The organism is Tunturiibacter empetritectus (assembly GCF_013410875.1).
In the GTDB taxonomy this organism is placed as follows: Bacteria; Acidobacteriota; Terriglobia; order Terriglobales; family Acidobacteriaceae; genus Edaphobacter; species Edaphobacter empetritectus.
Genome location: NZ_JACCCU010000002.1, coordinates 954,737 through 980,167, shown reverse-complemented (window position 1 = coordinate 980,167; position 25,431 = coordinate 954,737). Strand labels below are relative to the sequence as shown.

The following is a 25,431-nucleotide window of genomic DNA, read 5'->3' as shown; positions in this document are numbered from 1 at the left end:
AATAAGACGCGTTCTGCGATGTTCAATCGCAGTGGGACAAAAATAGTATAAAGGAATTGATTCGTTGGTAAGTAGAGAGCCCATCCGTTAACGTTACTTTGGCACAAATTCTGGCGGCCCCTCCTCTCGATCGGATCGTCGTGCGAAAAACGAGACCACTCTTATCTATAATGAGATGCGGCGGTCCCGTTCGTGGTGGAGGAGGCAACGGGAAGTGGCCCGGTATGATCTGTAGAGGCGAGTGACCCAGTTGGCGCGTGAGGCTGCTTCTCAAAGGAATATTCCGAAGAAAGCTGGCAGGATGACGCGACGCAAAGCGCACATTGGCGGCACGGAGGTATGCCTAAATCAGCGCACCGCTTGCGGCCGGCTCGCGGCACTCTCGGAGTGCGTCGGAACGTGGATGTCTCAAGGGATTGATTTTCAAAGGAAACCGACGGAGAAATTTGGTGCGTGAAGACGTGCGATTCTCAATCGCAATGTGTACTTACAACGGGGAAAAGTATCTTGGCGAACAGCTGGAGAGCATTGCACGTCAGCAGCAGCTGCCAGCAGAACTTGTTCTTTGCGATGATTGCTCGAGCGATGCCACTGTGAGCATCGCAGAGAGGTTCGCAGTCGAGAGTCCTTTCCCGGTGCGTATTATCCGCAATCCGAAGAATCTAGGCTATCGTGGCAACTTCGCGCAGGCCATCGAGCTTTGCACCGGGGAGCTTATCGCGCTCTGCGATCAGGATGATGTCTGGTATCCGCAGAAATTGAAAAAGCTGAAAGAGTTGTTCCTCAGCAATCCTTCCGCCGCAGGGGTCTTCTCAAACGGCGACTTGATCGACTCGTCCTCGCGGCTTTTGGGAAAAGATCTTTGGGGAAGTTTTCAATTTGATACTTTCGATCAAATGAACTTTCGATCAGGACAGGCTGTGGGGGTTTTGCTGAAGAGGAATGTCGTTACGGGCATGGCCTTTGCTATACGCAGCTCATCAAAGAATGAGCTTCTCGCAATGCCATCGAGTTGGAATCACGATGCCTGGCTTGCACTCATGCTGGCGGCACACGCTAGATTGATAGCCTGTCCCGAGCATTTGGTTGGATATCGCGTGCATGGAAATCAACAGATCGGTGTGCCAATCTCTCTAAAAGAGAAGTGTAGTTACATCTTGTCGCACGGCATCAGTGGCTATATTCAGCTCTCACGCGATCGAAACCAAAAAGAATATCGAGAAAATGCTCTCCAATTCGACGCACTGCAGGTGTGTTTGGAAAAACTGGGTATCTCGAGTGACGATCATCTGTTGATCGAGGCGCATGCCAAGGCAGAACATGCTCATCGTGGTGGTGCACTTTTATCTCTTAGCAGGTTGAGAAGATTGCCCACTGTCCTGGGTCATCTACGGAGTTATAAGAAATACTCACCAACTGGATTAAATGCTGCCTTTCGGGATCTTGTTTTGTGAGCAGATCTGAACAACGAAGCCATGCTGTGTGGAAGCGGATGCCTGACCCAAAGTTATAATGAAGTCGAAAGGTCTATCAATCTACCATCCGTATGGATGCCCCTGCCCAGTTCGAGACGCAACGTAATGGAAGAACAAGCATTTTCGCTATCATTGTTCTTTACAACAAGCTGGCCGCCTCGTCTCCCACCATAAAGACACTGCTCGAGGCAGCCCACGCGGCTTCTAACCGACTGCGGCTTACGGTTTTGATTGTCGATAATACCCCCGGAGGCCAGGACCCAGGCATTCTTCCGGAGGGGGTTCGATATTACGCAGAGCCTGATAATCCAGGGCTGGCTGTGCCCTATAACAAGGCGCTAAAGATGGCCGAAGAAGAGGGCTTTACCTGGTTGCTCACCCTCGATCAGGACACAAACCTCCCAGTGGACTTTCTCAAAAAGATCGAGGTTTATGCAGAGGAGTATGTCTCTGATGCACGAGTCGCAGGCATCGTTCCTCGTATTGCAGATCGTGGAAGACTTATCTCTCCGTTCCGTTTCGTAGGAGGGTTTTTCCCGAAGGTTCTTGCGCCGGGGGTGGAGGGCGTCTCGAAGCGATTCACGTCTGCGCTCAATTCAGCGTCGATGCTCCGTGTTTCTGCCGTCCGGATGCTCGGTGGTTATGATTTGCAATTTCCACTTCATAATAGCGACACAAATCTCTTTCATCGTCTGGATCTAGCGGGAAAACGGCTGATTGTAGCTGGAAATATTCTGGTAAACCACGAGCTCGCGATCATGGATCGTCAGGGTCGCATGACTCCAGAACGGTACAGGCGACTTCTGGCGGATGAGCGCGCGTTCTGGGATTTTCACATGGGAGTTTTGGGCAGGGCCGAGCGGCTGTTGCGGCTAGTTGGACGAATGTGTAAGGACACTCTACGCGACGAGAATCGTGATTTTCGCGCGATAACACTCAATGAGATCAAGCTCCGGTTGCTGACTCGCAGGAGCAATAGGATTAGGCGCTGGACAGAAGCTAGGTGAGGTTAAGTTGGTACTCGGATGATTGCCTGTGGAGGCGCATTCTCTAATCCATGCGGCGCTCCGCACCAAGTTAGTGAGGTATGCGCCAAATCCCTACCTCAGGGTAGACCGTTTCAAGATCAGTGGTAATTTCACGATAGCGAAAGATAAGATTTGCGTCGGAAAGTATGACTGTGCCGGCATCTCGTTTTGTCAATGGTGCCTTTATTTCCATAATCTGTTTAGCCTTTCCACCAGATCCTCGAAGTGCGAGGCGGTCGTATATCTGACCCTGATGCAGGTAAGGAGCTATAAAATAATCGATGTGCTTTCTGGTGGCATAATCACTAAATCCCTCTTTTACTACTTCATCGTTGTACGCATAATTGGCTACAAGACCATCTACGGGAAGAATGCTCATACCGGAGTAGAAAGCAACGCTACCAGGAGCGTCAAACACGAAGATTCGGCTTCCTTTTGGAAGAGTATCTCGCAGTGTTATTGCGAGGCCCAGTTTAGGTTCGAGATAAGATCCGTGAAATGTAACCTGCCTATGCACGAAGTGCGTATAGGTGAAATTTGAAAATATACGTAAAGCAGCCAAGCTCAGAAAAGCAAAAAAGACAAGTGCTGCGAGCGCCGTTTCCATCCACTCCAGAGATGGCGCCACTCGTAAAACGCTGTCGACCATCCATATGACGCAAAAACAAAGAGTAAGATACCCCGTTGTGAGGTACCAAGGGGCTAACTCTCCGAACGTTAGTGTGTATGCCATGTGAAGTGCGGCTGCTATTGCGGTGAGAATGCAAATATTCTCGAAGCTCGTCCTAGTTTTTTTAATAAGCAAAGAGCTATTTAAAAATATAGCCCCAATAACCGGATACATAAAATTGCTAAAACCCCAGCGTTCTGGGTGTGGAAAAGTACTTTTGATAGCACCACTGATGGGAAGCAAGTGACCGAATTGATGTATGTTCCATATGAAATATGGCGCTAAGAGCATTCCTGCCGCAGTCATTTGTATCAGTGATGATCTAGTCCGCGTCTGTAAGCTGAGCGACCAATTGGTATTGACAATTTCGTAGATAAGTATTGTCGCAACAAAAAACATAAGATCTAGTCGTGCGAGCATTGTTAAGCCAAACAGTGTTCCGATGAGAAGGTTACGCCATCTACCTAACTTGTCATAAAAACTTGCCGAGAGGACTGGACACACTATGATCAACACGCTTAACTGAAGTGCAAGTGCCAAGTTCGCCTCGAGCAGGCGCCAAATACCCAATACCATGCCGAAGAATAGGAGCGGCAGGCACCCTAGGACGGAACCACGCATTTTGGCACGGCGTGATACTGAGACGATCGTGTACACGCAGCCCAATATGAGCACGTCCTGTACTGAGGTTAGAAGTTGGACGAGTGGATAAGAGGCTGGCGTGATCCATGCGCCTATTACACAGATCAGCATCCAAAGTGGGTGATAGCCGTTTGTCAGCATTATGCCGTTGAAGGTACTACCTTGACCACGTGCGATGTAGCGCGCAATTTGAGGATAAAAATAGCCATCATCCACAATGAAATTGTCAGGGCGAAGATGGAAGGGGACCGCTAGTAACAGGGTCCCAACCAATATTAGCCACATAGGAATTTGAGGCAACCGTCGATGAAGTGGCATAATGAGATAATCGATTTTACGCGATTTTGATAGCATGGGTGCGGATTATTGAGGTGGCAGAGATCAAGAAGTAAGAATCAAGTCTCAAGTCTCAAAGGATTTGAGCGTGCTCATCAATCCTGACTCAGAGCTTATTTCCGAGAGCGCATTAATGGCGGCATATGACATTGCCGCAGCGGAATTGAATAGCATTGGGTTAAATAGGCCAGCGGCAAGCCAGCCAAATAGAATAATGATCAGGCCGAATCGGTGGCTGGAAAAGAATCTTCCTTTCGACCATAATAATGGGTAATAGTAGAGCAACAATAAAACACCCATCAGCAAAAGCCCAATTATGCCTTCTTGTCCAGCCAATGCGTAGAGCTGAACCTCGTATCCGTATTGAAGGTCGGAGCTTCGGATAACATCTGGGGTATAGCTGCCATATCCATGTCCTAAGAGCGGGGCATCTAAGAAGAACCGCTCAAGCGCTGGAATTTGTTCTGTTCGTACTGAATCCGATCCGCCTGCAATCGCGTCAGAAAAGCGAATTTGATAGAGATCGACAATGACAGGAAGACTCACCAGTAAAACAATGCAAAGCAATGTGATGACCGAAGCGTGAAAATGATCTTTTTTACTAAAGATCATTCCGAGAGAAAAGGCTAGAGCTGCAAACCCCCAAAAATATCTTGAAAAGGTAAAGACAAGGGATACGGCAAGAAGAAAAAACATGACGACTGCACTCACGCTACTAATCTTAAGTTTTGTACGGTAGCGCAGCAGCATATAAATGCATATGGGAATTAGACCATCGGCTACAAATTGAATCCTGCCGAGAGCTGAGTCCAAGTCCATGCTCATTAGCTTCGTCCCAAAAAAGTCACTGATACTATCGATCATGAGCGAAACGGGAATTTCCTTATAAAAGCAGTAACCGAGCAGCGTAATCTTGATCAAACACGCAACGATTTCTGCAATAAGTACCGTTCGTAAGAATCGAATATCTGCGCCTTTTCTGTTTCTGCAGAAAACGGAGACCAGCCAGCAACTCGCAAAGGTTGTGGCAATGTCCTTGAATTGAAAGTAAGACAGAGCTGCGTTGGCTTCATAAACCTGCGCGATCAAAATCCAAACGAGCAGTGCTCCGGGTACAACAAACAGTAATGAAACCTTGGACAAGGTGGTTTTGCTATCTGCTAGATGTTTCGAGAGCGCAATTGGGAAAAGAAGAAAAAAGCAGATGAACTTGATGTTGATTCCGAAGAGGCTACCAGTCGGCAAGAGGACTAGGAGATAGACGTATATATGAAAGAGGGGCTCAAAACCTTTATTTGAGATCCAATTTAAGATCGACGAGTGGCCAAACGGGGGGGTCTTTGAATGCCCAACCTCCACGTACAGTGTGGACTCATTACTCACGGCTCGTTCCTCCATGTCGCCCTAAGAATCCGACGTCGTCAGCGTACAACGCGCTTGATCGTATCGGCCCGCAACAAAACCCAGGCGGAGCTCCCCAGCACGCCAATCACAAGACCGAGGGCCATGATCAGAGAGCGGTGCGGCCCGGACTTCATATCGGGGAGGACCGGCTGGTCGAGAACCTGAAGGGGAGAGTCTTTTGCTTCGTCTAATCGCGCCGCTTCGTATTGTTTGGCGATGATTTCGAAGAGTGCTTGATGATACTTCACCTCACGGGCCTTCCGAATATAGTCGAGCTCCAAGCCAGGCACCAAAGCACTCGAGAGGCTTCCTGTAGGGTTTTTACCGTTTCCCTTTGCCAATTGGGAGGCTTGAGACTGCAAACTTTCGATCTGCGTCCGTAACCGAAGGATATCAGGATTTTGTTCGGTCTCATTCATGAGCAGGGCGGCCAGCCTTGTCTGGAGGTCTGTGATTTGTGCCTGGACCTGTGCCTGCGCTTGAATGTTGGAAGCCATCTGCCCGACCGGCGCCACCAATCCACTCTTTTCCTCTTCCAGCTTCAAGGCGACCTCTGCGTTGGCGAGGTCGTCCTTTTCTTTGGCAAGGCGCTGCTCGTAGAACAGACGCCGCTGTGAACTCTCTGAGAGGGCCAATCCGGCCGAGGTAGCTTGTAACGTCTGAAGATATCCTGCGGCCAAATCCCGGGCGCGCTCGGGGGATTTATCGGTCACCGACACGGTAACGATGGGATCTTTCGTTCCCAGCGTAAACTCGGATTCCGAAAGGAGCTTCTTCTCCGCCAGACTCTCTTTTTTAACTTTGTACACCTGCATAAGATTGAAACGCTGAACAATGTCGCGAGCGACTGTATGACTCTTGAGAATGCCGACGTAGAGATCGCCTTGGCCTTTGCCGCCAAGGAGGCTGCCAGCTCCTATGGCTGAAAGCTGACCCATCAGTGCTGCGGCACTTGAAGTATTGTTCGCTCCCGGAGGGACAAAGGAGCCAGTTGCGGTGTAGTAAGGAGGGAGTATGAACGCCAGGATTGTTGCGAGAATGAACGTTATAGCTGCTGTCTTTAAAATGAAGCGTCGAGAACGCTGCAGAATCTGTAGCACCAGCGTCAAGGAGAGCGGTTCATTCTCGGTAAAGACGAGGCTCGTGGATTCCGAGATGTTGGAGCTCTCACTCTGAGTCGGTGTTTCGATTGGCATTCCGTACCTTTATACTCGCTATTGTCTTTTCAGCACATCCTGCAAAGTGCTGGCGGATAATGCTCGTTAGCCGATGACTAACTTCCAGTGTAATAGATTTTAGAAACCTTCTGAGGACGGCGAACGTGCGGACCTGCAAGCTCAGGTGGACGCCTTACTGATTTGATTCCAGATATCCCCGCTGTTGGTGACTTCGTAGAAGCATGGCGTGTAATTTTCCGGGCTTCAGCGGTCCAGAGAGACGGTCGACCGACGAGGTAAGAATGTCTAAAAGGAGGGGACGAGCTCCTAAAATCGTACAGATTTTCGTCTTTATATCCCTAACCGCTATATCCCGAGCAGAAGGCCAGATTTGATGAAACTGTCGCTGTGAACGGCCAAGGGTGTGCATTCTTCTGACAGCTTGCAGGAAAGTGGTTGGATGGACGTGGGAAGCGATTGCATTAGGAAGAAAGGTGAGGTGCATCTGATCCCGGTCTGCCAGCCGAAACCCGAGTTCTATGTCCTCCCAGGCAGCTGCTTTAAACCTTTCGTCAAAGGGGTTGGCTCGAAATAAACGCGTTTTGAACGACAGATTGCTAGTGTAGAAATGCTGCCAGGTCGGGGTCAGTCCTGCAGTCAGTCGCCCATAGTCAAACTGAACCTCTTCGTACCATTCCATAAAGGGTGTGATCTTCTGGTGAACTGTGTCCCATTGCGTCCGACCAAGACCGACCGCCTTGTTGTCCGGGTTAGCTCGGTGAAACTGGAGATGAGCGTCGAGGAGATTCGGAGTCGCAAGGATATCGTCGCCAATCAGAAGACAGATCTCAGTTGTGACATGTGCAATCGCCCAATTTCGCGCTCGTGCGGGTCCGGAGTTTTGCTGATGCAGAACCTGTAGATGGAGAGAGCTATTCTCTCGAATGTCAGCTAGCGCTGCCTCGGTGCCGTCGGTCGATCCGTCGTTGACGATGAGTACATCGAAGTCGGTCATCGTCTGCGCCTCTAAACAGTCCAAGCAAAGTCGCAGAGTGGACAAGCGATTGAAGGTAGGGATGATGACCGTCATCGCACTTCTAGTAATCATAGGATCTTCGGGATCTTGAGGGTTGTTGATAGAGAACCCTGGCACAGCCACAGGAAATTTCGAGCAGGTAGATATGGCTAATGGAGATCGCCGACCTCATTGCATCTGGTTCAAAACTGCTTATTGATAAGTTTATCGCACCAGTCACCATTTTTCTCGATCTGGTGCTCACGTACTCTCGCGCGAGAGTATGTCTTTCATTTTTGCGTCGGAATGTATCAGTTATCTTTGCTTTGGATTCTGCGCAAGCGCGCATTTTGATGGACGAAGAGATTGTATAATTTCGCTGTGCTATCTTCCGATTCTCTAACAGTTTAAATCGACCAGGGATAGCGACTATCGCGTTTCTTACTTTGTGCGGACGACCGTCGGTTGCCGCCTCTACCATGTAAAGGATCCAATGCTTAACTGGGCGGCCAGGTATTATCCAATTACACGAATATTGAAATCCCACGACATGTTCGAGCAGGGATCTGTACTTGAAATTGGTTCTGGCCCTGTCGGTCTGGGGCGATTCCGTAAAGTTCCTTTTGTCGGTTGTGATGTTTCCTTCCCCTTTGAGCCATCATGGCCTATGACCCCCATGGTCGCTTCTGCGACGGAGTTGCCCCTGAAGGACAACGAATTTGATGTCGTCGTCGCATCGGATGTACTTGAGCATGTTCCACCTCATCTACGAAAAATGGTGATTAGCGAGGCTCTTCGTGTTGCACGTAAGCTTGTTATCTTCGGATTTCCGTCTGGCAGGCCAGCCTGGGAGTCGGATCGAGAGTTGCTGAATGTTTACGTGAAATCTAAACGGACACCACCAGGTTGGCTCAGCGAGCACATGGATGCACCCTTCCCTGAATCAGAGATATTTGAAGGATTGGAAGGGTGGGAGATGCGGCAACAAGGCAATGAAAGCATATCCTTCCATTCATGGCTGATGCAGAAAGAGATGTCAGGAATCTTTAATAGGGCGTCTTCGCTAGGAATGCAAATTGCGCCGTCTCTTGTTGAGATGTTGCTACGCAGAGCGGATCGAGGGCCATTTTATCGGCAGATTTTTACCTTACGAAGCACCAAGAATGATTGAAGACTACTTGGTTAGAGTCATCTCTCTCTCCACAAGCGTTCCTGACCGTTCACGATGCTCCGGGCCGAGGCTGCACAACAATGTTCCTTGGGAGCAGGCTTGCCATGACAACCGTAAGATCTGACGATTCTCGTGGCGATCCTTCACTGGAGACAGTTGATGAAGCGACGCGTAGCCCATTGAACGCGAAGGTTCGCCGAATGCTCCGGATCGTGTTCCACTTTTTTCTTGGCCAGGGAGCACTTCAGGGAATCAACGTAATCATTGGAATTTTTCTTATACGCGTCTTGAGCGTCAGTGATTATGCAAAGTTCGGGTTGGCTTCAGGATTTCAGGCTACGACCTCGATCTTAATGGATCTAGGTTGTGCCAGTACGATCATACCTTTGATTGGCGATCGGGCTCTGGATCCGTTAGTTGTAGGTAGATATGTGCGGGGCGCAAAGTCTCTCCGGGACACTGCATTTTGGATGTTGTCACCTTTTGCAGCTGTTGTCTTCTTGATCATTACTCATAAACAGAAGTGGCCATGGCCCATTCAGATCACGCTGTTGATGACGGTTCTTCTCGCGCTTTATTCGAGCGGCCCCGTCTCTTACTATTCAGCCCCGTTGTTTCTTCACAGGCGGTTGCGCGATTATTATGTCCCGCAAACGATTTCGAACATCTATAGGTTGGGTGCTTATGTTGTTCTGAGTGTTTTAGGTGCGCTCAATTCATGGACGGCTGCTGGATTGAGTGCATTGAATATCACCTTTAATGGCCAACTTCTCGGGAGAAAGAGCCGACAGTTCTTCACTTGGCCACAGACCAACGACCTGTCGATCCGGAAAGAGATTGGTCGTTATATCCTGCCAGCTTCTCCGGCTATCATTTTGGGTGCTTTTCATGGACAGGTGGCGTTATTTCTAATCAGTATCTTTGGCAATACGGTGAGCATCGCTGAGGTCGCGGCGTTAGGACGTCTCGGTCTCATCTTCAACTTTCTGATGACGTTTAATATAGTGATCGTCGAACCGTATATAGCTCGCTTGCAACGGGGACGATTACTTCTCACTTATTTTCGTCTGATTTTCTTCGCTGCACTCTGCTGTGCCGGACTAGTTCTGTTTTCTTTTGCTGTTCCCACTGTCTTCCTATGGCTTTTAGGGCCGAAATATGGCGATCTACGCGGTTTGATCGGATGGGTCGTTCTGACGGCATGCATCAACTACGTTGCTGGGTTGATTTGGATCATGAACCGCTCCCGCAAATGGGTGTTCTGGCGAGGGACGATTGCGGAGATCGGACTGCTGCTGCTTGTTCAAGTCGGATATGTAATCGTCTTTGGAGTACGAAGCACTCGAGACGCGGTTATGTTTAATCTTGCTTCCAGTTTCTGTTATGTTTTCGCCCATTCGTACGTAGCGGTCTACGGCTTTCTAAAGAAGGAAGAGAACCCCGTGGCGGAACTGGCACCGGATCCACCTATGATGGATTGATCAATGCACGTGTTGGGTGGAACGCAGAGACTCGGTCAGTTGAAGGCGGAGTTTAGTCAGTCTTTATTGGAAATCGAAAAGAACAAACGGTGAGTACAACGTAGTCGGGTCCGAATACGTTCTCTACACTCAGAATATTGATCGTATTTCCGCGCACTCACATCCGAGCCTAGAATCAATCCCTTACGCGAATGGTGGGCCCGGAGGGATTTGAACCCCCAACCAAGGGATTATGAGTCCCCTGCTCTAACCGTTGAGCTACAGGCCCTTCCATGACTTACGGACAACGACTGCGACAGGGTAGCGGATACTGCCACGCCGCGTAGCTGTCTTTTCGGCTCAACTTCGGGTCCCGTTGCCAGACAATTACAACCGCTCGAAAGCGCGCTCCACTGCCTGGCGTCGGATGGATATACCGTTGCGATACGAGGGTAGTGCTGTGTTCGGCAATCCGCATGGTGATGAAAGCGTCACTCCCGATTCCCCAAGCCTAATCAGCATTGTATGGCGTAGAGAGTGCAGCTCAAAATCAGCCGATAAGTAATTGGGGATTTTGCGTAGATCAGGAAAAGGTCTGTGCCTGTCGAGATATTTACAATGGCCCCGTTACCGTCAAGTGTCTGGCAGGGCAGCATAGTGAAGCGGGTAAGCAACCCGTCACATTCCGGATGTATTGCGTCGTTTTGTTTTGCTGCGATCTAGCCAATTGTGTCTGGCCTAGGATCGACTGACAAAGAGCAGAACGCTAAGAATGCCTGCAAAACGGTAGAAAGCTCTGTGCACGAAAAAGTTCCCCAACAGATTCGGCTCATAGCCTTCTCACCTGACCAACTGGATTCGAATGTCAGACGCATCAACTATTTGAAAGTAACGGTTGGTTAGCCAAAAGGACAGGAGTAGGGCCGGGGAATCGAAGTTTGGAACAGGATTGTGTTAAATCCGGTTAAGGATTATTGGCATTCTTCGCGGAGTTCAGCCATCTCCTGACACTTCATTTTGAACGTGTTATCCATTGCCCCAAACGGCGCCCGTTCTGGAGGAAGTCAGATGAAGTCGCCGCGGGTTTCCCGTGCCCTGAAAGATACTAATACTTCCGTTTGCCCTGCAATGTTCTGCGCATTGAGAAAGACGGAGTTAGTGATTTTGCTGGATTTTTCGGGTTTTTCTTTGGCATGTCACGTGCTTCATGAAATCGCAATCAAGGGTCATAAACGATAAGGTCCAACGGTGTACCGGCACGATTTCCTGATCCAAGCTGTGGTTGCAGATAAACACATGAGTTTTCTGGAGGAATACAGATAATGAAACATCTTCTTCGCATCCTTTTCGTTCTGGCTCTGCTTTGCGGCGGTTCCAGCCTCGCCCACGCGAGCGGCATCGACTTCCGAATGACCGTTCTTGACCCTCCAGCAGTGGATGTTTGCAATCCGCCGGGCGTTCCCCAAGGATCTCCGGGCAACACGAATTGCACGATCTTTACTGGTGGTGACATCTCCCCTGTTAACCTTTCGCAAGCTGCTTGCAACGGGGCTGGAATTGGAAACGGCCTCACTTCAGGCACCTACGGATGCTTTGTCGTAGACAATGAATCGGGCCAAACTATTACCTCGCTCGACCTTGGTTTTCTTATTGCACCTCTTAGTACCACTCCCCAGTGCGACTCGGGTGGTCAGGTTGGGAATGGGGGCACCGTTATTCCGAGCGCTCTAAACGTTGTGAGTTGTGGACCTGATCCCAGCAATCCTCTTGAGTACGCTCTGGATTTTGCGGGTGGCGCGGGTGTTGCTCCTGGGGGCGCACTTATAGTCTTCGAGCAGGGAGAAAATCCCGGCGACTTCCAGGGAGGGTCCGGAACGATCGGTGTCGCCCCTGAGCCGGATTCGCTGTTGCTGTTCTCGACGGGCGTCATGATGGCTGGCATGTATATGTCGCGCCGGCTCTGGACGACTGTCAGAAAGCCAAACTGACTGTAACCGCTGAGTCAGATGGAGTTGAAATCAGGGAGGCGGGCAGGAGCCAAATAGCTCGTCTCCCTGAACGTCAATAGAGTTGGAAGGAAACCCGGGCTCAAGCCTGGGTTTCCTTGTTATGAACGTCGGTCTTGTGGTGGGTCGAGTAATGACAAAGTGAGAGTCACTGACCTGTTCCAGATAGGCAAGGCAGAGGTGGCTGAAACGGCGTGGTTCACAACGGTTTTATTGTGGCTGAGTTGCAGGACGCGAGCCCATGGTCTTTCGGGTCACCGTGCCCCAAAGTCCCGTGGTGTCAGAAAGATGACGTTGACATCGGAGCTTTGTTTTGCGTAACCTTCGAAAAGCAACCTGCGGGCTAGCTACCTCCTCAACCGAAAGTCTTGCCTGGCAATCGTTGGAACAGTTTTTTGGAAAGTTCCAAGAGAACCTCACTCAGAATCAGACGCGGGCTGATGTGAGGAAAGTCGCAGCTACCCTTAGCCCAGTCCGTGGGGAGTAGTGTTCGGGTCTTCCTTTCATCCGCAGACAGATTTTATCGACAAGTTTTGAGAGTTGCATCTATGCGCCGTGCAAGAGTTTCGACCGTGTTGTTGCTGCTCTTTGGTTTTGCAGTTGGACTGCGTGGAGAGAAACCCAAGTCAGCTCCTGCACCTAGAGTGCAGTTGGAGGCCACGCTCGGCGATAGCACCGTCGAACTCTCCGGCCTCTGGAAGTTCCATATCGGCGACGACATGGCCTGGGCGCAACCGGACTTTGACGACTCGAGCTGGGGGACGATCGATCTGACTCCACCTGCGGGGTCCGCGAATCCGGAGCTAGGCAGCAGCGGATACATTCCTGGCTGGACCGCCAACGGTTATCCGAAACATACGGGATTTGCCTGGTATCGGCTGCGCGTGAATGTGCAGAGTTCGCACGGCAGGCTTGCGATCAAGATGCCGAACGAAGTCGACGACGCATATCAGCTTTATGTCAATGGTCAGCTGCTTGGGGAACTCGGGAAGTTTGGCGAACATAGGACGACCGCGTATAGCACACTTCCGCGAGAGTTTCGGCTGCCGAGAGAGCTGCGCAACGGGCCAATTACTATTGCGGTGCGGATCTACATGGACAGTGCATCTCTTTTTCTTACTCCAGACGCGGGGGGAATGCACGAACCTCCAGTTCTTGGCCACGCCGGAGTGATTGGAACCCTGATTCAGATGGACTGGGACAACACCGCGCACGTTGTAGGCAGTGGCTTCCTGGAGATGTTGATTCTGCTCCTTGCATGGATGGTCGCAGTCAGCCTTCTCTCAATGGACCGCACGGAACCTTCGTATCTGTGGCTAAGCCTGGTTTGCGCAGTGACGATCCTGGGAAATGGCGTCGTCCTGATTGTCAGTTTTGTGCCATGGATTGCCCTGACACCTGGAATTTTTCTGCAGTCTGTCATCATTAATCCGATTCGAATTGGGCTTTGGGTTATCTTCTGGGGCTATTGGTTCCGCATCAGCCAGATGCAGTGGGTTCATCGCATCGTTTGGGGGCTGGTCGCGCTTACGATGATCGGAACGGCCATGATGAGTGCGCCGATTTACGGTGAACACATCCCGGTGCACGCTTCCGTTTATCTGCTACCTATTCTGCTGGGGCTGAGGCTTAGTTTTGCTGCGCTTTTGTGCGCAATTACCTTTCGAGGTATCCGCAAACAGAAGACCGAAGGATGGCTGGCCCTCTCGGCAGTCGTTCTGGTAGCCGTCGCTCTCTTTCAAGTACAACTCCGCCTTCTTCTTCATATACCGACCGCATTCAACATCCTTGGATTCGATGTTCAATTGGGAACTATCTCGACGATCTTCTCACTCTTTCTGATCACGGTCATGTTGGTTCGGCGATTCCTGCAGACCCAGCGGATACGTGAACAGTGGAAGGCTGAGATCGAACAGGCACGGCAGATTCAACACGTGCTTATTCCAGAGCATCTACCGCAGACACCTGGTCTTGCCATCGAAAGTGAGTATCGTCCGGCACGTGAGGTCGGCGGGGACTTCTTCCAGATCCTTCCTGTGCAGGAGGATGGCAGCGTGCTGATCGTGGTTGGCGACGTCACAGGGAAGGGCTTGCAGGCTGGGATGTTGGTTGCGCTGATCGTTGGCGCGATACGGACGGCGGTTCAATACGACTCCGATCCTTTGATTTTAATGAACAGCCTTAATGATCGGTTGTGGGGGCGTGGTCGGGCCAGTGCGACCTGCCTCATCCTGCAGATTTGCACCGACGGGCGGGTCACGCTGGCAAACGCGGGACATCTGCCACCGTATCTGAACGGGGCAGAGGTTGAGATGGGCGGTTCGCTGCCGATCGGCGTGGTGCCTGGAGCTGAGTTCTTTGTCTCCCATTTCAAGCTGGAGCCAGGGGACACACTGATGCTGATGTCCGATGGAGTCGCTGAGGCGCAGGATCAAGAGAAGCAGCTGTTTGGGTTTGAACGCATCGAGAAGATGCTGCAACAGCCAATCTCAGCGGCAGAGTTGGCGTCGGCTGCCCAGGACTTTGGGCAGGAAGATGACATTCTGGTGCTGCGGATTCAGCGCAGACTCCAGCCTGAGAACGTTCCTGACGAGAAGCGCATTCTCACGGCGATGTAAACCGCGGTTTCAGCGAGGACGATTTGATGCCTCAGCGAAGGCTCAGGTTTATTCGAAGCCTGCACAGGCGGCGGCTTCATCGGGGTAGAGTTTGGTGTACTTCGTTATGCCTACCATGGTGAAGACTTTCTGGAAGTGCGGAGTCAGGCCGAAGGTCTGGACGGTTTGTCCTTTCTGACTTGCAGCGTAGAGCAGTTGAATGATCAGTGCGATGCCGCTGGAGTTGAGATACTCCACCTTGGAAAAATCAAGCAGGATGCGCTTGGATGTCTCGGGCGATAGTCCGCTGTACGTGCCTAGTACCGCAGGCTCGGACGAACTCGTGATGTCGCCGGCGAAGCGCAGTACCGTGATTGGATCGCCAGAGGCGCACTTAACCTGCTCCATTTTGACCTTCGTACCTGAGTCCGCCATCTTGGTGTCTCCTCAATCTCCAGTGTTGTTTAAGCGTATGACGAGTCGGGCGTAGCTTCCAGTGAGAGGCGCACTCACCCATTCTGCCTCATCCACCAAAGACTGAATAAGGAACATTCCCATGCCGCGACTAGCCTCTTCTCCGTGCATTTTTTTGTCCATATCCGGGGCGTGAACTCCGCCCGGAGGCCCGGTGCCCGTGTCGAGCACCTTTACTTCAAGGGAACCCTCGTTCATGGAGAGAATGACATCGACAATCAGAGATTCGTCGAGTTTGTTTCCATGCTCCATGGCATTGATGCAAGCTTCGGCGACAGCGGTTTTTAGATCTTCAACCCGGTCCGGAGCGAAGCCCATCAGTTTGGCGACACTGGAGGCGGTGCTCATTGCAACTTTTTCAAAGCCGAGACGCGAAGGAAGACGCAGCTCGATGCTGTTCACGTTCTTTCCGTTCACTTCCCCTCCTACGGCTTTCGTCCAATTACGAGTGCGGTCATATCGTCTGATTGGTTTTCCTGATTGGAGAAAGCATCCAGAGTCTGCCAAATCGAGTTCAGTGTTCCAGTCGCGTCCGAGACTCGGCAGGTGCGGAAGGCCTCCATGAGACGATCCTGGCCGAATTCTTCGTCACCTTGAAATACCTCAGTCATTCCGTCGGTGTAGATTAGCAGCTTCGCCTTCTCGGACAGTACATATTTTTCTGCCGAGTAACCAGAGAAAGGCAACATTCCGACCGGGGTTCCACTGGCCTCAATCAACTCAGGGACATCGCTGCCGTTGAGAAGAAAGGCCGGATTGTGACCGCAGTTAACTACTTCGACAGTATGTGTCTTTGGATCAAGCTTCAGGAACATGGCCGTGACGTAGCGGCGGCGGGACTCCTCGCCTTCTTTGTAGTGGAGAAGGTTCATGTGTGTCGCCATGTCGGCGAGCGGCATCCCAGAGTTCGCGATAGCTCGCAACGCCGCCCGAAATGAGCTGCCAACCAGGGCCGAGGCAAGGCCTTTGCCTGCGACGTCGGCTACGACGATCATCAGCTCGCCAGAGGTAAGTGGGATGAGATCGAGGTAGTCGCCGCCGACTTCATAGCAGGTCTGCGAGCGGCCCGCGATGCTGTAGCCGGAGATGTCTGGAAACGTTTGAGGAAGGAGGCTCCGCTGAATGTCGCGTGCGCAGGAGAGATCCTGCTTGACCCTCTCCATATCCAGGGTTTGTTCGTGATATCGTGCGTTTTCAATCGCGACGGCGGCCTGGACTGCGAGATGTTCTAGAAAGTCCTGCTCGAAGAGGGTGAGCGGAGCGCCTTCGCGGGTGATGACTACCATTTCGGTAAGGGCAGCACCGTGGCGATCCAGCAAAGGGAAGCGGTAACAACCGCGTCTTGGATCGGAGGACGGCGGATGCAAGAGAAATCGTGGGGGGATCTCCCCGTAAGAAAACGGAAAGGCTGTAAAAAATGCACCCGCCATCTCAAGTTCCCGCACGGTGATCTGCAGGACGCTGCGGAGAACGCTGTCCAATTCGATGGTGCTATGGATTCTGTGGGTCGTGTCGAGGAGTGCTTGTAGACGTGCAATTTGCTGCTGAAGATGGAGACTGCTTTCGATTTCCATGGGAACTGCTCCTTCACGTAACCCCTTTCAGACGACGATAAGAACTCTTTGCCGCATAGGCGGGCGAAGGGTTCGCTCCTGCCGTTATCCACTGTTTCCTGGGCAAACAGTGGCGCAAACTCGACTGGCGCAGTGGATGTCGACGTCTTGTAGGTCCTTTCAGGAGATACCACGGATGAAAGACATTGAACAGAACAATCTTATTTCTTGTCTGTTGTGCCTGGGGTTGTGTTCGCATCTTCGGGCGCCGAGGGATTGATGCGCCCCCGATTATTTTCCGGGGTGTTGGAGGTGACCTTTGTGGGGCCCGGGCCTGCGGTCGATGGGTTATCCCCCTTGGGACCTGAGGGTTCTACAGCATGTTTTGAGTCGCCCGCAGGCGTCTGGTAGCTGGTTTGATTGGACTGTTGATTATTCGTGGTCATAGGGTCACCTTTCGCGTCTCGATCTCCATTGGAGAGAACGGTGGAGTTTGCAGTTGCCTGGTTCTTCGCAAAGGCAAAACACCGCCGGGAGGTGATCCACCTGATGGCGAAGGGTAGGTAGCCTATTATTAAGCGTTGGAACCAAAGTTCGGAGGCATAAACAGAAACATGAGAGCAGCAACAGAGGCAGAAGCGATCCCGTGCAGCGATTCCATTCTAGTGACTGGCGGAGCCGGGTTTATAGGGAGCAACTACGTGCTGGACTGGCTGGCTGCAGGCCATGGACCGGTCGTCAACCTGGACAAGCTGACGTATGCGGGGAATCCGGAGAACCTTGCGTCTATTGAGCGCAGCTCTGCCTACACGTTTGTGCATGGTGATATCTGCGACGCGAAGGCGGTTTCCGGATTGCTGCAAAGATACCGCCCGCGAGCGGTGATTCATTTCGCAGCGGAAAGCCATGTCGACCGTTCGATTTTGGGCCCAGAAGCGTTTCTGCGAACCAATATCGACGGCACATTTACCTTGCTGCAGGCGGCACGGGCGTACTACGAGGGCTTAGCAGGGGCAGATCGGGAGAGGTTCCGCTTTCTGCATGTTTCGACCGATGAGGTGTATGGCACGCTGACGCCGGAGGCGCCGGCTTTTCATGAAGACACGCCATACGCTCCAAACAGTCCTTATGCGGCGTCGAAGGCGGCGTCGGACCATCTGGTGAGGGCATGGGTGCATACCTACGGGCTACCGGCTATCATCACGAACTGCTCAAATAACTACGGGCCGTATCAGTTTCCAGAGAAGCTGATTCCGCTGATGATTGCGAATGCGCTGCAGGGTAAGCCGCTGCCTGTCTATGGAGATGGACAACAGGTTAGAGACTGGTTGTATGTAGGAGACCATGCGAGTGCCTTGCGCACGATTCTGGAACGAGGCCGCATTGGCGAGACGTACAACATCGGCGGGGGAAATCAGCGAAGCAATCTCGAGGTAGTGACTACGGTGTGCGCACTGCTGGATGAGCTGGTGCCGCAGTCAAAATTTAAACCGCATCTGCAGTTGATGACCTACGTTACCGATCGGCCGGGGCATGATCGACGGTATGCGATCGATGCGCGCAAGCTTGAGGGAGAACTCGGCTGGAGAGCGCAGGAGAGCTTTGAGACCGGGCTGAGGAAGACGGTGGAGTGGTATCTGAGAAACGCGTCGTGGGTAGAGCATGTAACCAGCGGGGCTTATCAGCAATGGGTTCTCCAGAACTATTCCGGTCGCGAAGATCAGCTTGCTGTTGCTGATCGTGGCTTCTTGACCGAGGCAGGCGAGAGGGTTCGATGAAGGGGATTATTCTCGCAGGCGGCTCTGGGACGAGGCTGCATCCGGTCACGCAGGTAGTCTCAAAGCAACTGCTGCCGGTCTACGACAAGCCGATGATCTACTATCCGCTGTCGGCGCTCTTACTGGCAGGGATTCGCGAGATTCTCGTGATCTCTACTCCGGAAGATACCCCGCGTTTCGAGCAGCTGTTGGGAAGTGGTGAGCAGTGGGGAATCAAGCTTCAGTATGCGGTGCAGCCGTCTCCAGATGGTCTGGCCCAGGCGTTTTTGATCGGTAAAGAGTTTCTTGCAGGGAAGGGGTGTTGTCTGGTGCTGGGAGACAACATCTTCTACGGACATGATTTTGCCAGGACATTACGGGAGGCTGCTGCAGGTGGTGCCGGAGCGACAGTGTTCGCTTATCCTGTTCTTGACCCGGAGCGATATGGGGTTGTGGAGTTCGACCAGCATCGCCAGGCGATCTCGATTGAAGAGAAGCCGCTGAAACCGAAGTCGCGCTATGCGGTGACGGGAATCTACTTTTATGATGCGCAGGTTGTTGGCATCGCTGAAGGGCTGAAACCCTCGCCGCGGGGTGAACTCGAGATCACAGATGTAAATCGCTGGTACCTGGAGCGAGGACAACTGAGGACTCAGGTGCTTGGCCGCGGAATCGCATGGCTCGATACTGGAACACACGATTCTCTGCTGGATGCGGCGACGTTCATCCATACGATTGAGAAGCGACAGGGGCTGAAGGTAGCTTGCCCTGAAGAGATTGTGTACCGGCTCGGTTACATAAATACCGATCAGCTGCGAAACCTGGCATCGAAGATCGCGAAGAGCACTTATGGGCAGTATCTGCTGAGGGTGCTGGAAGAGACGGTGTACTGATGGTGTCTGGGAGGTTGCCGCTGGGTGAGCGGATCCTGTTGACGGGAGCTTCGGGCCAGGTTGGTGGTGAGCTACTTCAGACCCTGAAGTCGTTGGGGGATGTGGTTGCCCCGGAACGCGAAATGATGGATCTTGCGAATGCGGTTTCGGTCAGGGAGACGATTCGTGCGATTCGGCCCAGATGGATTGTGAATCCCGGAGCTTACACGGCGGTCGACAAAGCGGAGAGCGAGCCGGAGATGGCGAATGCGATTAATGCCGAGGCTGTCAGGGTAATAGGAGAAGAGGCGCGAGCGCTTGGTGCTGGTGTCGTCCATTTTTCTACGGACTATGTTTTTGATGGCTTAGGGAATAGACCATACCTTGAAACTGATGCAGCCGAACCAGGGAGTGTCTATGGCGCGAGCAAGCTGGCCGGCGAGAGGGCACTTGCGGAGAGTGGTGCAGGGCACATGATCTTCCGCACGAGTTGGGTCTATGGAGGACGAGGGCGGAATTTTCTGTTGACGATCTTGAAGCTTGCAAGCGAACGCGAGACATTACGAATCGTGAACGACCAGCATGGTGCGCCAACCTGGAGTCGTGATCTGGCGAGGATGACAGCGCATGTAATCGGGCGAGTCGAAGCAACCGCAGAGACAACCGGACTAGAGAGGTCAATTGAGGACGCGAGCGGGATTTACCACGCGGCTGGCTGCGGTGAGACTACATGGTTCGAATTTGCAGCGGAGGCGCTTCAACTGCGCCGCGAAATGGAGCCTGGAGTGCAGTTTGCGACCGTCGAGGCAATCTCGACTGCTCAATATCCCACTCCTGCGAGGCGGCCGTTGAACTCACGGTTGAACTGCAGCAAGCTGAGGGAACGATTCAGTTGGTCCATGATGGACTGGCGGCAATCGCTGCGAGAGGTGTTAGCAGAGCTATGAAGCAGCGAGCGTTATTTCTCGATCGAGATGGTGTTGTCAATGAAGAGGTGGGATATCTGCACCGCGCCGAGGAGGTGCGATTTGTTGATGGGATATTTTCGCTCTGCAAGACCGCTGTAGGACTTGGATATCGGCTGATCGTTGTGACCAATCAGGCGGGCATCGCGCGGGGCTACTACTCTGAGGCCGATTTCCACGCGCTGATGCTGTTCATGCGCGCAGAGCTTCGTGCAGAGGGGGTTGAGCTGGATGCTGTTTATTTTTGCCCGTTCCATCCCGAGCATGGTGTTGGCGAGTACAAACGCGAGCATGAGGATCGGAAGCCCGGCACGGGTATGCTTCGACGGGGGGTTGCTCAATTCGGGGTGGAACTGAACGAGAGTGTGATGATTGGAGACAGATGTTCGGACGTGGCGGCCGCGAACGCAGCCGGATTGTGGCAGGCTTTCTTGATCAGAGGGACTGAGACTGACCGATGTGACGGCGAGTATCTAATGGTGGAGTCCTTGGCTGAGGTTGAACGTTGGCTGGTAGCGCACGGATAAGCGACTGTTGAGCATGCAGGTGTCACTGCGTTCAAATTGTGTAAGCTGCGGGATTCGGAATCTGCGGGGAAGCAAGAAGCTCCTCGACCGCGACGTTACTCGCGGAGTTTTCAGACCAGATGACTCACTTCGACCGGTGGCAGTTCGGCCTCGAGAAAGTGCTTGCCTAGGGCGTCTTTGGAACTGACCAGGGGAGGGTTACCATCGAGCGCCTCGATGGGCCAATCAATAGCGAGGACGGGATCGTTCCAGAGGATGGAGCGCTCTCCCGCAGGGTAGTAGAGGTTCGTGGCTTTGTAAAAAACCTCCGCGGTCTCTGAGAGAACAAGAAAGCCGTGGGCGAAGCCTTCGGGGATCCAGAGGAGTTGCAGTTGGTCGGCGGAGGATTGGGCTTTCAGGTGGAATCCGGCCCATCTGCCGAAATCGGGAGATTCGCGCCGAAGATCGACTGCCACGTCCCAAATGTGGCCGGAGAGGACTCTGACGAGCTTGCCCTGAGGCCTGCCAAGTTGATAATGAAGGCCGCGAAGTACACCTTTCAGCGAGAAAGAGTGGTTGTCCTGCACAAAATTCGCTGATAATCCTTGAGCGGCGAAGGTTGATTGATTGAATACCTCTGCAAACCAACCGCGACTATCTTCGAAGCGTTGGGGTTGAAGTAGCTTAACGTCACGTAGAGGCGTTTCAAGAACCTGCATCAAAGTAGTTTAGTGTCTCGACTCATACATGAAAACAGACCCAACGTGGCGGTTCCAAAGTGGAACGAATAAAAGGCGAACTCGGAATGCGTAAACTCCTTTTTCAGAACACCGTCGGTTAGAATAGTGAAGTTGTATCAATGCGCTTTGTTTTCCCAGTCGTCGACTTGGTCCAACCCGACCGATAGAGAGGCCAACGTATAAGGTCCATGGACGGGTAGCATGAGCAGGCAGGTGGAAGTGATTTGGAAGCGCGGCCGTTTCCCGGTCTCATTTGAGACTCCAGGAGCGGATTAGAGAAGGTACCGCGACACAAGGCGTGTAACAGGAACCGGTCCGGCTGATGGAACGCAGAGCATGCGGACATGCGAGCCGAACAGATACAGGATTCGAATGCAGGCTGAATATCAATCTCCCGAGTCGCGGACAGCGGCTATCGAAGGTTCTTATTCGTATCCAGAGTCGGTTGGTAGCTCGTTAGAGATTTCGCATCGAGCAGAGGAAACGCCATCCGACTTCTTCCGATACCGGGTGATCAAACGATCAGTCGATGTTGTCCTGGTTTTGATTTCAATGCCGGTTGTGCTGTTGTTACTCAGTATTGTGGCCATCTCCGTGAAACTGAGTTCGCCCGGGCCAGTCTTGTATTCGCATCGGCGGATTCGCAAGCATGGCGCCTTTTTTTCCATGTGGAAGTTCCGCACGATGTGTATCAACTCGGCTGAAGTGCTGGAGACTCATCTAGCGCGATATCCAAAGGCGAGGGCGGAATGGAAGAAGACCCATAAACTTCGTAAAGATCCGCGGATTACCCCCCTGGGGCTTTTTCTCCGGCGATACAGTTTGGATGAGTTGCCGCAGCTTTGGAACGTGCTTGCTGGACAGATGAGTCTGGTGGGGCCTCGACCGATTGTAGCGGCGGAAGTAGAAAAGTACGGTGATTGCTTCGACTGCTACTGCAGGGTCAAGCCCGGCTTGACTGGTCTTTGGCAGGTGTCGGGACGCAGTGCGTTGAGCTATGAAAAACGTGTCGCACTTGACTGTGAATACGTTGAAAGATGGTCTCTGATGAGAGACCTCTGGATCCTGCTGAAGACGTTTGCCTCGGTAGTGAATCAGGATGGCGCGTATTAGTCTGACTCACATAAAATAAAAGTGACGTGGCTGCAACCACCTGTCTCTCACTCACTAGCGCGTGGAGTTTATCTCTTCATCTTGAGGGTTTGCAGCTTGTTTTGTATCTTGGCTTTGCCGTGGGCTAGGCTGGACAAACCGCGCATCTGCCGTAATTTCAACAGTGGGGCACGAAGTTGGCCCATGACTGACATTTAGCCGGAAGCTTGCTTTTAACTCCCAGTCGAGAATCTCAACCGTGACAACTTGATCGGGGTTTGCCGATGCCTTTAGAGGGAATGCGGGATATGTTGAAAGGCTCATTAAGAAGGAGCCTGCAAGCGCTCCGGGAGGAGGACAGACTCGCGGCAGCGTGGCCGGTGGCGTGCGGAAGGGCAATGGCCGAACGAGGGCAGGTCATAGGATTTGAGAATGGCGTGGTGCGCGTTGAGGTGGAAGATGGCGTATGGTTGCGGCAACTGGTCAGTATGCGTCGACAGCTTGCCGCAGAGCTGTCGCGTATTTCGGGAGTACCTGTAAGCGAGATACACTTTGATAAGAAGGGGAACTACAAGCGATGAAGGAACAGGCTGGCGTGACCCTGGAGGATGTGCGGCGGGTCGCAGAGTTGGCGAATCTGGAGCTAACGGCGGAGGAAGAGCCGAGGATGCAAAGAGACTTGAACGCCATTCTTGGCCACATCGATCAATTGAATGAGCTGAATACTTCTGGGGTTCCTGCGATGGCGCAGGTAGGGGAGATGTTGGGCGGCGCGTTGCTCGACAATGGAGAGGCATTGCGGAGGGACGAGGTACGGCCGTCGCTCGACCGCGCTGAAGTGATGTCTGCGGCTCCTGATACCGATGGGCGGTTTTTCAAGGTTCCCAAGGTGATCGAAAGGTGAGCGCAAAGGTAGTGAACCTGGAAAATCTAACGATCGATGCCGCGCATAAGGCGGTAGCTTCGGGTGAAACTACGGCAACAGCGCTTGCGGAGCAGCACTATGACCGCATCGCCTCCCAGGACGGCAAGATTAACAGCTTTCTGGCGTTCAGCCGTGAGCGGGCGATGGCCCAGGCTGAGAGGATCGATGAGATGGCCTCCAGGGGGAACCCGCTGCCGCCGCTGGCAGGGGTTCCAGTGGGCATCAAAGATGTTCTTGTCATGAAGGGAGCCCCGGCCACTGCAGGGTCTCTTATTTTGAAGGGGTATCGGCCGCCGTATGATGCGACTGCGGTCGCTAAGCTGGAAGAGGCTGGGGCGGTGCTGCTGGGAAAGTTGAACTGCGACGAGTTTGCCATGGGTTCGTCGAATGAGAACTCTGCCTATGGGCCGGTATTGAATCCAAAAGCGTTAGATCGTGTCCCCGGCGGATCGAGCGGCGGATCGGCGGCTGCCGTGGCGGCAAATTTTGCAGTAGCAACCCTTGGATCCGATACTGGCGGGTCGATTCGCCAGCCAGCGGCCTTTTGCGGCGTGGTGGGGGTCTTGCCTACCTATGGCAGGGTCAGCCGCTATGGATTGATTGCATTCGCCTCCTCGCTGGATCGCGTCGGGCCATTCACCACGACTGTCAAGGACGCGGCAACTGTACTGCAGGTGATTGCAGGAAAAGATGTTATGGATGCAACCTCATCGACCAGGCCGGTGGATGACTATGTTGCCGGACTGGGAAAACCTGTGGAGGGGTTGCGGATCGGCGTGCCGGAGGAGTACTTCGGCGAAGGATTAGATCCGGAGATTCGCAGCGCAATCGATGGTGTAATTGCTGGTCTGAAGCTGGTGGGATGCGTGGTGAAGCCGGTCAGTTTACCGCACACCAAATACGCGATTCCAACCTATTACGTGATTGCGACGGCAGAGGCATCCTCCAATCTCTCCCGGTTCGATGGGGTCAGGTTCGGGTTAAGGGCGGAAGAGGCGACCACGTTGTCCGCGATGTTTCGCAAGACTCGAGATGCAGGCTTTGGCGCCGAAGTGAAGCGGCGAATCCTGCTGGGCACTTATGCCCTCAGTGCGGGCTACTATGACGCGTATTACCGCAAGGCGCAGCAGGTTCGAACTCTGTTGACCCGCGACTTTCTGACGGCATTTGCCGATGTGGATGTGCTGGTGGCTCCCGTGACTCCGACCCCGGCATTCAAGCTGGGCGAAAAGACAGACGACCCTGTCCAGATGTATCTGGAGGACATTTACTCGGTGGCTGCGAGTCTGGCGGGTATCTGCGGTGTGTCCGTGCCCTGCGGGCAGACGAAGGAAGGATTGCCGATCGGAGTTCAAGTCCTGGGCAATCACTTTGATGAATCGACGATGCTTCGAGTGGCGCAGGCCGTGGAGACGCAACAAGCTCGCCAGGAGTCTGGTGCCTGAGGCTGGCTTTCCTTACAGGAGGACGCTCCGCCATTTTGATGGGATCGGGCACCTGAGAGATCCGGAGATCAGGTGTCCGGCCGCCATTTCAGCGAGTTCGGCTGCTGATTGTATGATGAACGATACTAGGCTAAAAGAAGG

At 52.7% G+C, this 25,431-nt stretch carries 24 protein-coding genes and 1 tRNA gene; 15 read left to right on the top strand and 10 right to left on the bottom strand.

All coding sequences use genetic code 11. From position 1 onward, the window contains the following. Positions 1-449 precede the first annotated feature (449 nt). Positions 450-1,454, top strand: coding sequence for a glycosyltransferase (locus HDF08_RS16245; RefSeq protein WP_353069778.1), 1,005 nt, complete (start codon positions 450-452; stop codon positions 1,452-1,454). 92 nt (positions 1,455-1,546) lie between these two features. Further along, entirely contained in the window at positions 1,547-2,482 is a 936-nt protein-coding gene (locus HDF08_RS16240; RefSeq protein ID WP_179639639.1) for a glycosyltransferase, read from the top strand. Positions 2,483-2,552: 70 nt separating this feature from the next. Here HDF08_RS16240 and HDF08_RS16235 read toward each other — a convergent pair whose 3' ends face one another. The 4 genes from HDF08_RS16235 to HDF08_RS16220 all read right to left on the bottom strand — a co-directional run bounded on the left by HDF08_RS16235 (position 2,553) and on the right by HDF08_RS16220 (position 7,802). Next, a complete protein-coding gene (locus tag HDF08_RS16235; protein ID WP_179639638.1) occupies positions 2,553-4,031 on the bottom strand; it encodes a hypothetical protein in 1,479 nt (492 codons plus the stop codon). Positions 4,032-4,217: 186 nt separating this feature from the next. Then, positions 4,218-5,534, bottom strand: coding sequence for an O-antigen ligase family protein (locus HDF08_RS16230; protein ID WP_179639637.1), 1,317 nt, complete (start codon positions 5,532-5,534; stop codon positions 4,218-4,220). Between the two features lie 38 nt (positions 5,535-5,572). Further along, entirely contained in the window at positions 5,573-6,751 is a 1,179-nt protein-coding gene (locus tag HDF08_RS16225) for a GumC family protein (RefSeq protein ID WP_179639636.1), read from the bottom strand. A gap of 154 nt (positions 6,752-6,905) precedes the next feature. Then, complete coding sequence (locus HDF08_RS16220) at positions 6,906-7,802, bottom strand: glycosyltransferase family 2 protein (protein WP_218884733.1); 897 nt, start codon at positions 7,800-7,802, stop codon at positions 6,906-6,908. Between the two features lie 98 nt (positions 7,803-7,900). Here HDF08_RS16220 and HDF08_RS16215 point away from each other — a divergent pair, with 98 nt between their 5' ends. The 3 genes from HDF08_RS16215 to HDF08_RS16205 all read left to right on the top strand — a co-directional run bounded on the left by HDF08_RS16215 (position 7,901) and on the right by HDF08_RS16205 (position 10,379). Next, on the top strand, positions 7,901-8,101 hold the full coding sequence (locus HDF08_RS16215; RefSeq protein WP_179639634.1) for a hypothetical protein: 201 nt from the start codon (positions 7,901-7,903) through the stop codon (positions 8,099-8,101). Between the two features lie 176 nt (positions 8,102-8,277). Continuing rightward, the gene (locus HDF08_RS16210) at positions 8,278-8,898 is read left to right on the top strand and encodes a class I SAM-dependent methyltransferase (RefSeq protein WP_179639633.1); all 621 of its coding nucleotides are present in this window, start codon (positions 8,278-8,280) and stop codon (positions 8,896-8,898) included. Positions 8,899-9,002: 104 nt separating this feature from the next. Further along, on the top strand, positions 9,003-10,379 hold the full coding sequence (locus HDF08_RS16205; protein ID WP_179639632.1) for a lipopolysaccharide biosynthesis protein: 1,377 nt from the start codon (positions 9,003-9,005) through the stop codon (positions 10,377-10,379). 192 nt (positions 10,380-10,571) lie between these two features. Here the strand turns inward: HDF08_RS16205 and HDF08_RS16200 are convergent. After that, a tRNA-Ile gene (locus tag HDF08_RS16200) sits at positions 10,572-10,647 on the bottom strand. A gap of 1,033 nt (positions 10,648-11,680) precedes the next feature. On the opposite strand from HDF08_RS16200, the gene HDF08_RS16195 reads away from it, so the two are divergent. Beyond that, the gene (locus tag HDF08_RS16195) at positions 11,681-12,346 is read left to right on the top strand and encodes a hypothetical protein (protein ID WP_179639631.1); all 666 of its coding nucleotides are present in this window, start codon (positions 11,681-11,683) and stop codon (positions 12,344-12,346) included. Positions 12,347-12,912: 566 nt separating this feature from the next. Continuing rightward, positions 12,913-14,982 carry a PP2C family protein-serine/threonine phosphatase gene (locus HDF08_RS16190; RefSeq protein WP_179639630.1) on the top strand — a complete coding sequence of 690 codons (2,070 nt, stop codon included), beginning with the start codon at positions 12,913-12,915 and terminating at the stop codon, positions 14,980-14,982. A gap of 48 nt (positions 14,983-15,030) precedes the next feature. Here the strand turns inward: HDF08_RS16190 and HDF08_RS16185 are convergent, their stop codons facing one another. From HDF08_RS16185 to HDF08_RS16170, 4 genes are all read right to left on the bottom strand, one after another. Then, entirely contained in the window at positions 15,031-15,396 is a 366-nt protein-coding gene (locus HDF08_RS16185) for an STAS domain-containing protein (protein ID WP_179639629.1), read from the bottom strand. A gap of 12 nt (positions 15,397-15,408) precedes the next feature. Next, positions 15,409-15,852: an ATP-binding protein gene (locus tag HDF08_RS16180; protein WP_373563209.1), complete on the bottom strand. Its 444-nt coding sequence runs from the start codon at positions 15,850-15,852 to the stop codon at positions 15,409-15,411. Between the two features lie 8 nt (positions 15,853-15,860). After that, a complete protein-coding gene (locus HDF08_RS16175) occupies positions 15,861-17,009 on the bottom strand; it encodes a PP2C family protein-serine/threonine phosphatase (protein ID WP_179639628.1) in 1,149 nt (382 codons plus the stop codon). 200 nt (positions 17,010-17,209) lie between these two features. Beyond that, complete coding sequence (locus HDF08_RS16170) at positions 17,210-17,434, bottom strand: hypothetical protein (RefSeq protein WP_179639627.1); 225 nt, start codon at positions 17,432-17,434, stop codon at positions 17,210-17,212. A gap of 168 nt (positions 17,435-17,602) precedes the next feature. Between HDF08_RS16170 and rfbB the strand changes: the two genes are divergently transcribed. From rfbB to HDF08_RS16150, 4 genes are read left to right on the top strand one after another with little or no spacing between them, the layout of a single operon-like run. Beyond that, positions 17,603-18,766: a dTDP-glucose 4,6-dehydratase gene (gene rfbB, locus HDF08_RS16165; RefSeq protein WP_179639626.1), complete on the top strand. Its 1,164-nt coding sequence runs from the start codon at positions 17,603-17,605 to the stop codon at positions 18,764-18,766. Next, on the top strand, positions 18,763-19,638 hold the full coding sequence (gene rfbA / locus HDF08_RS16160; RefSeq protein WP_179639625.1) for a glucose-1-phosphate thymidylyltransferase RfbA: 876 nt from the start codon (positions 18,763-18,765) through the stop codon (positions 19,636-19,638). The genes rfbB and rfbA overlap by 4 nt, the downstream gene beginning before the upstream one ends. Continuing rightward, positions 19,638-20,564: a dTDP-4-dehydrorhamnose reductase gene (rfbD, locus tag HDF08_RS16155; protein WP_179639624.1), complete on the top strand. Its 927-nt coding sequence runs from the start codon at positions 19,638-19,640 to the stop codon at positions 20,562-20,564. The genes rfbA and rfbD overlap by 1 nt, the downstream gene beginning before the upstream one ends. After that, entirely contained in the window at positions 20,561-21,109 is a 549-nt protein-coding gene (locus HDF08_RS16150) for a D-glycero-alpha-D-manno-heptose-1,7-bisphosphate 7-phosphatase (protein WP_179639623.1), read from the top strand. The genes rfbD and HDF08_RS16150 overlap by 4 nt, the downstream gene beginning before the upstream one ends. A 110-nt stretch (positions 21,110-21,219) precedes the next feature. On the opposite strand, the gene rfbC is transcribed toward HDF08_RS16150, so the two are convergent. Then, on the bottom strand, positions 21,220-21,807 hold the full coding sequence (gene rfbC / locus HDF08_RS16145; protein WP_179639622.1) for a dTDP-4-dehydrorhamnose 3,5-epimerase: 588 nt from the start codon (positions 21,805-21,807) through the stop codon (positions 21,220-21,222). A 393-nt stretch (positions 21,808-22,200) separates the two neighbouring features. On the opposite strand from rfbC, the gene HDF08_RS16140 reads away from it, so the two are divergent. From HDF08_RS16140 to gatA, 4 genes are all read left to right on the top strand, one after another. Then, a complete protein-coding gene (locus HDF08_RS16140; RefSeq protein ID WP_179639621.1) occupies positions 22,201-22,941 on the top strand; it encodes a sugar transferase in 741 nt (246 codons plus the stop codon). A gap of 263 nt (positions 22,942-23,204) precedes the next feature. Continuing rightward, a complete protein-coding gene (locus HDF08_RS16135) occupies positions 23,205-23,501 on the top strand; it encodes a DciA family protein (protein WP_179639620.1) in 297 nt (98 codons plus the stop codon). Further along, positions 23,498-23,824 (top strand): Asp-tRNA(Asn)/Glu-tRNA(Gln) amidotransferase subunit GatC, encoded by a 327-nt coding sequence (gene gatC / locus HDF08_RS16130; protein WP_179639619.1) that lies wholly within the window; start codon positions 23,498-23,500, stop codon positions 23,822-23,824. Before HDF08_RS16135 ends, gatC begins: the two co-directional genes overlap by 4 nt. Before the next feature lie 11 nt (positions 23,825-23,835). Next, entirely contained in the window at positions 23,836-25,290 is a 1,455-nt protein-coding gene (gene gatA / locus HDF08_RS16125) for an Asp-tRNA(Asn)/Glu-tRNA(Gln) amidotransferase subunit GatA (RefSeq protein ID WP_179640008.1), read from the top strand. Positions 25,291-25,431 lie beyond the last annotated feature (141 nt).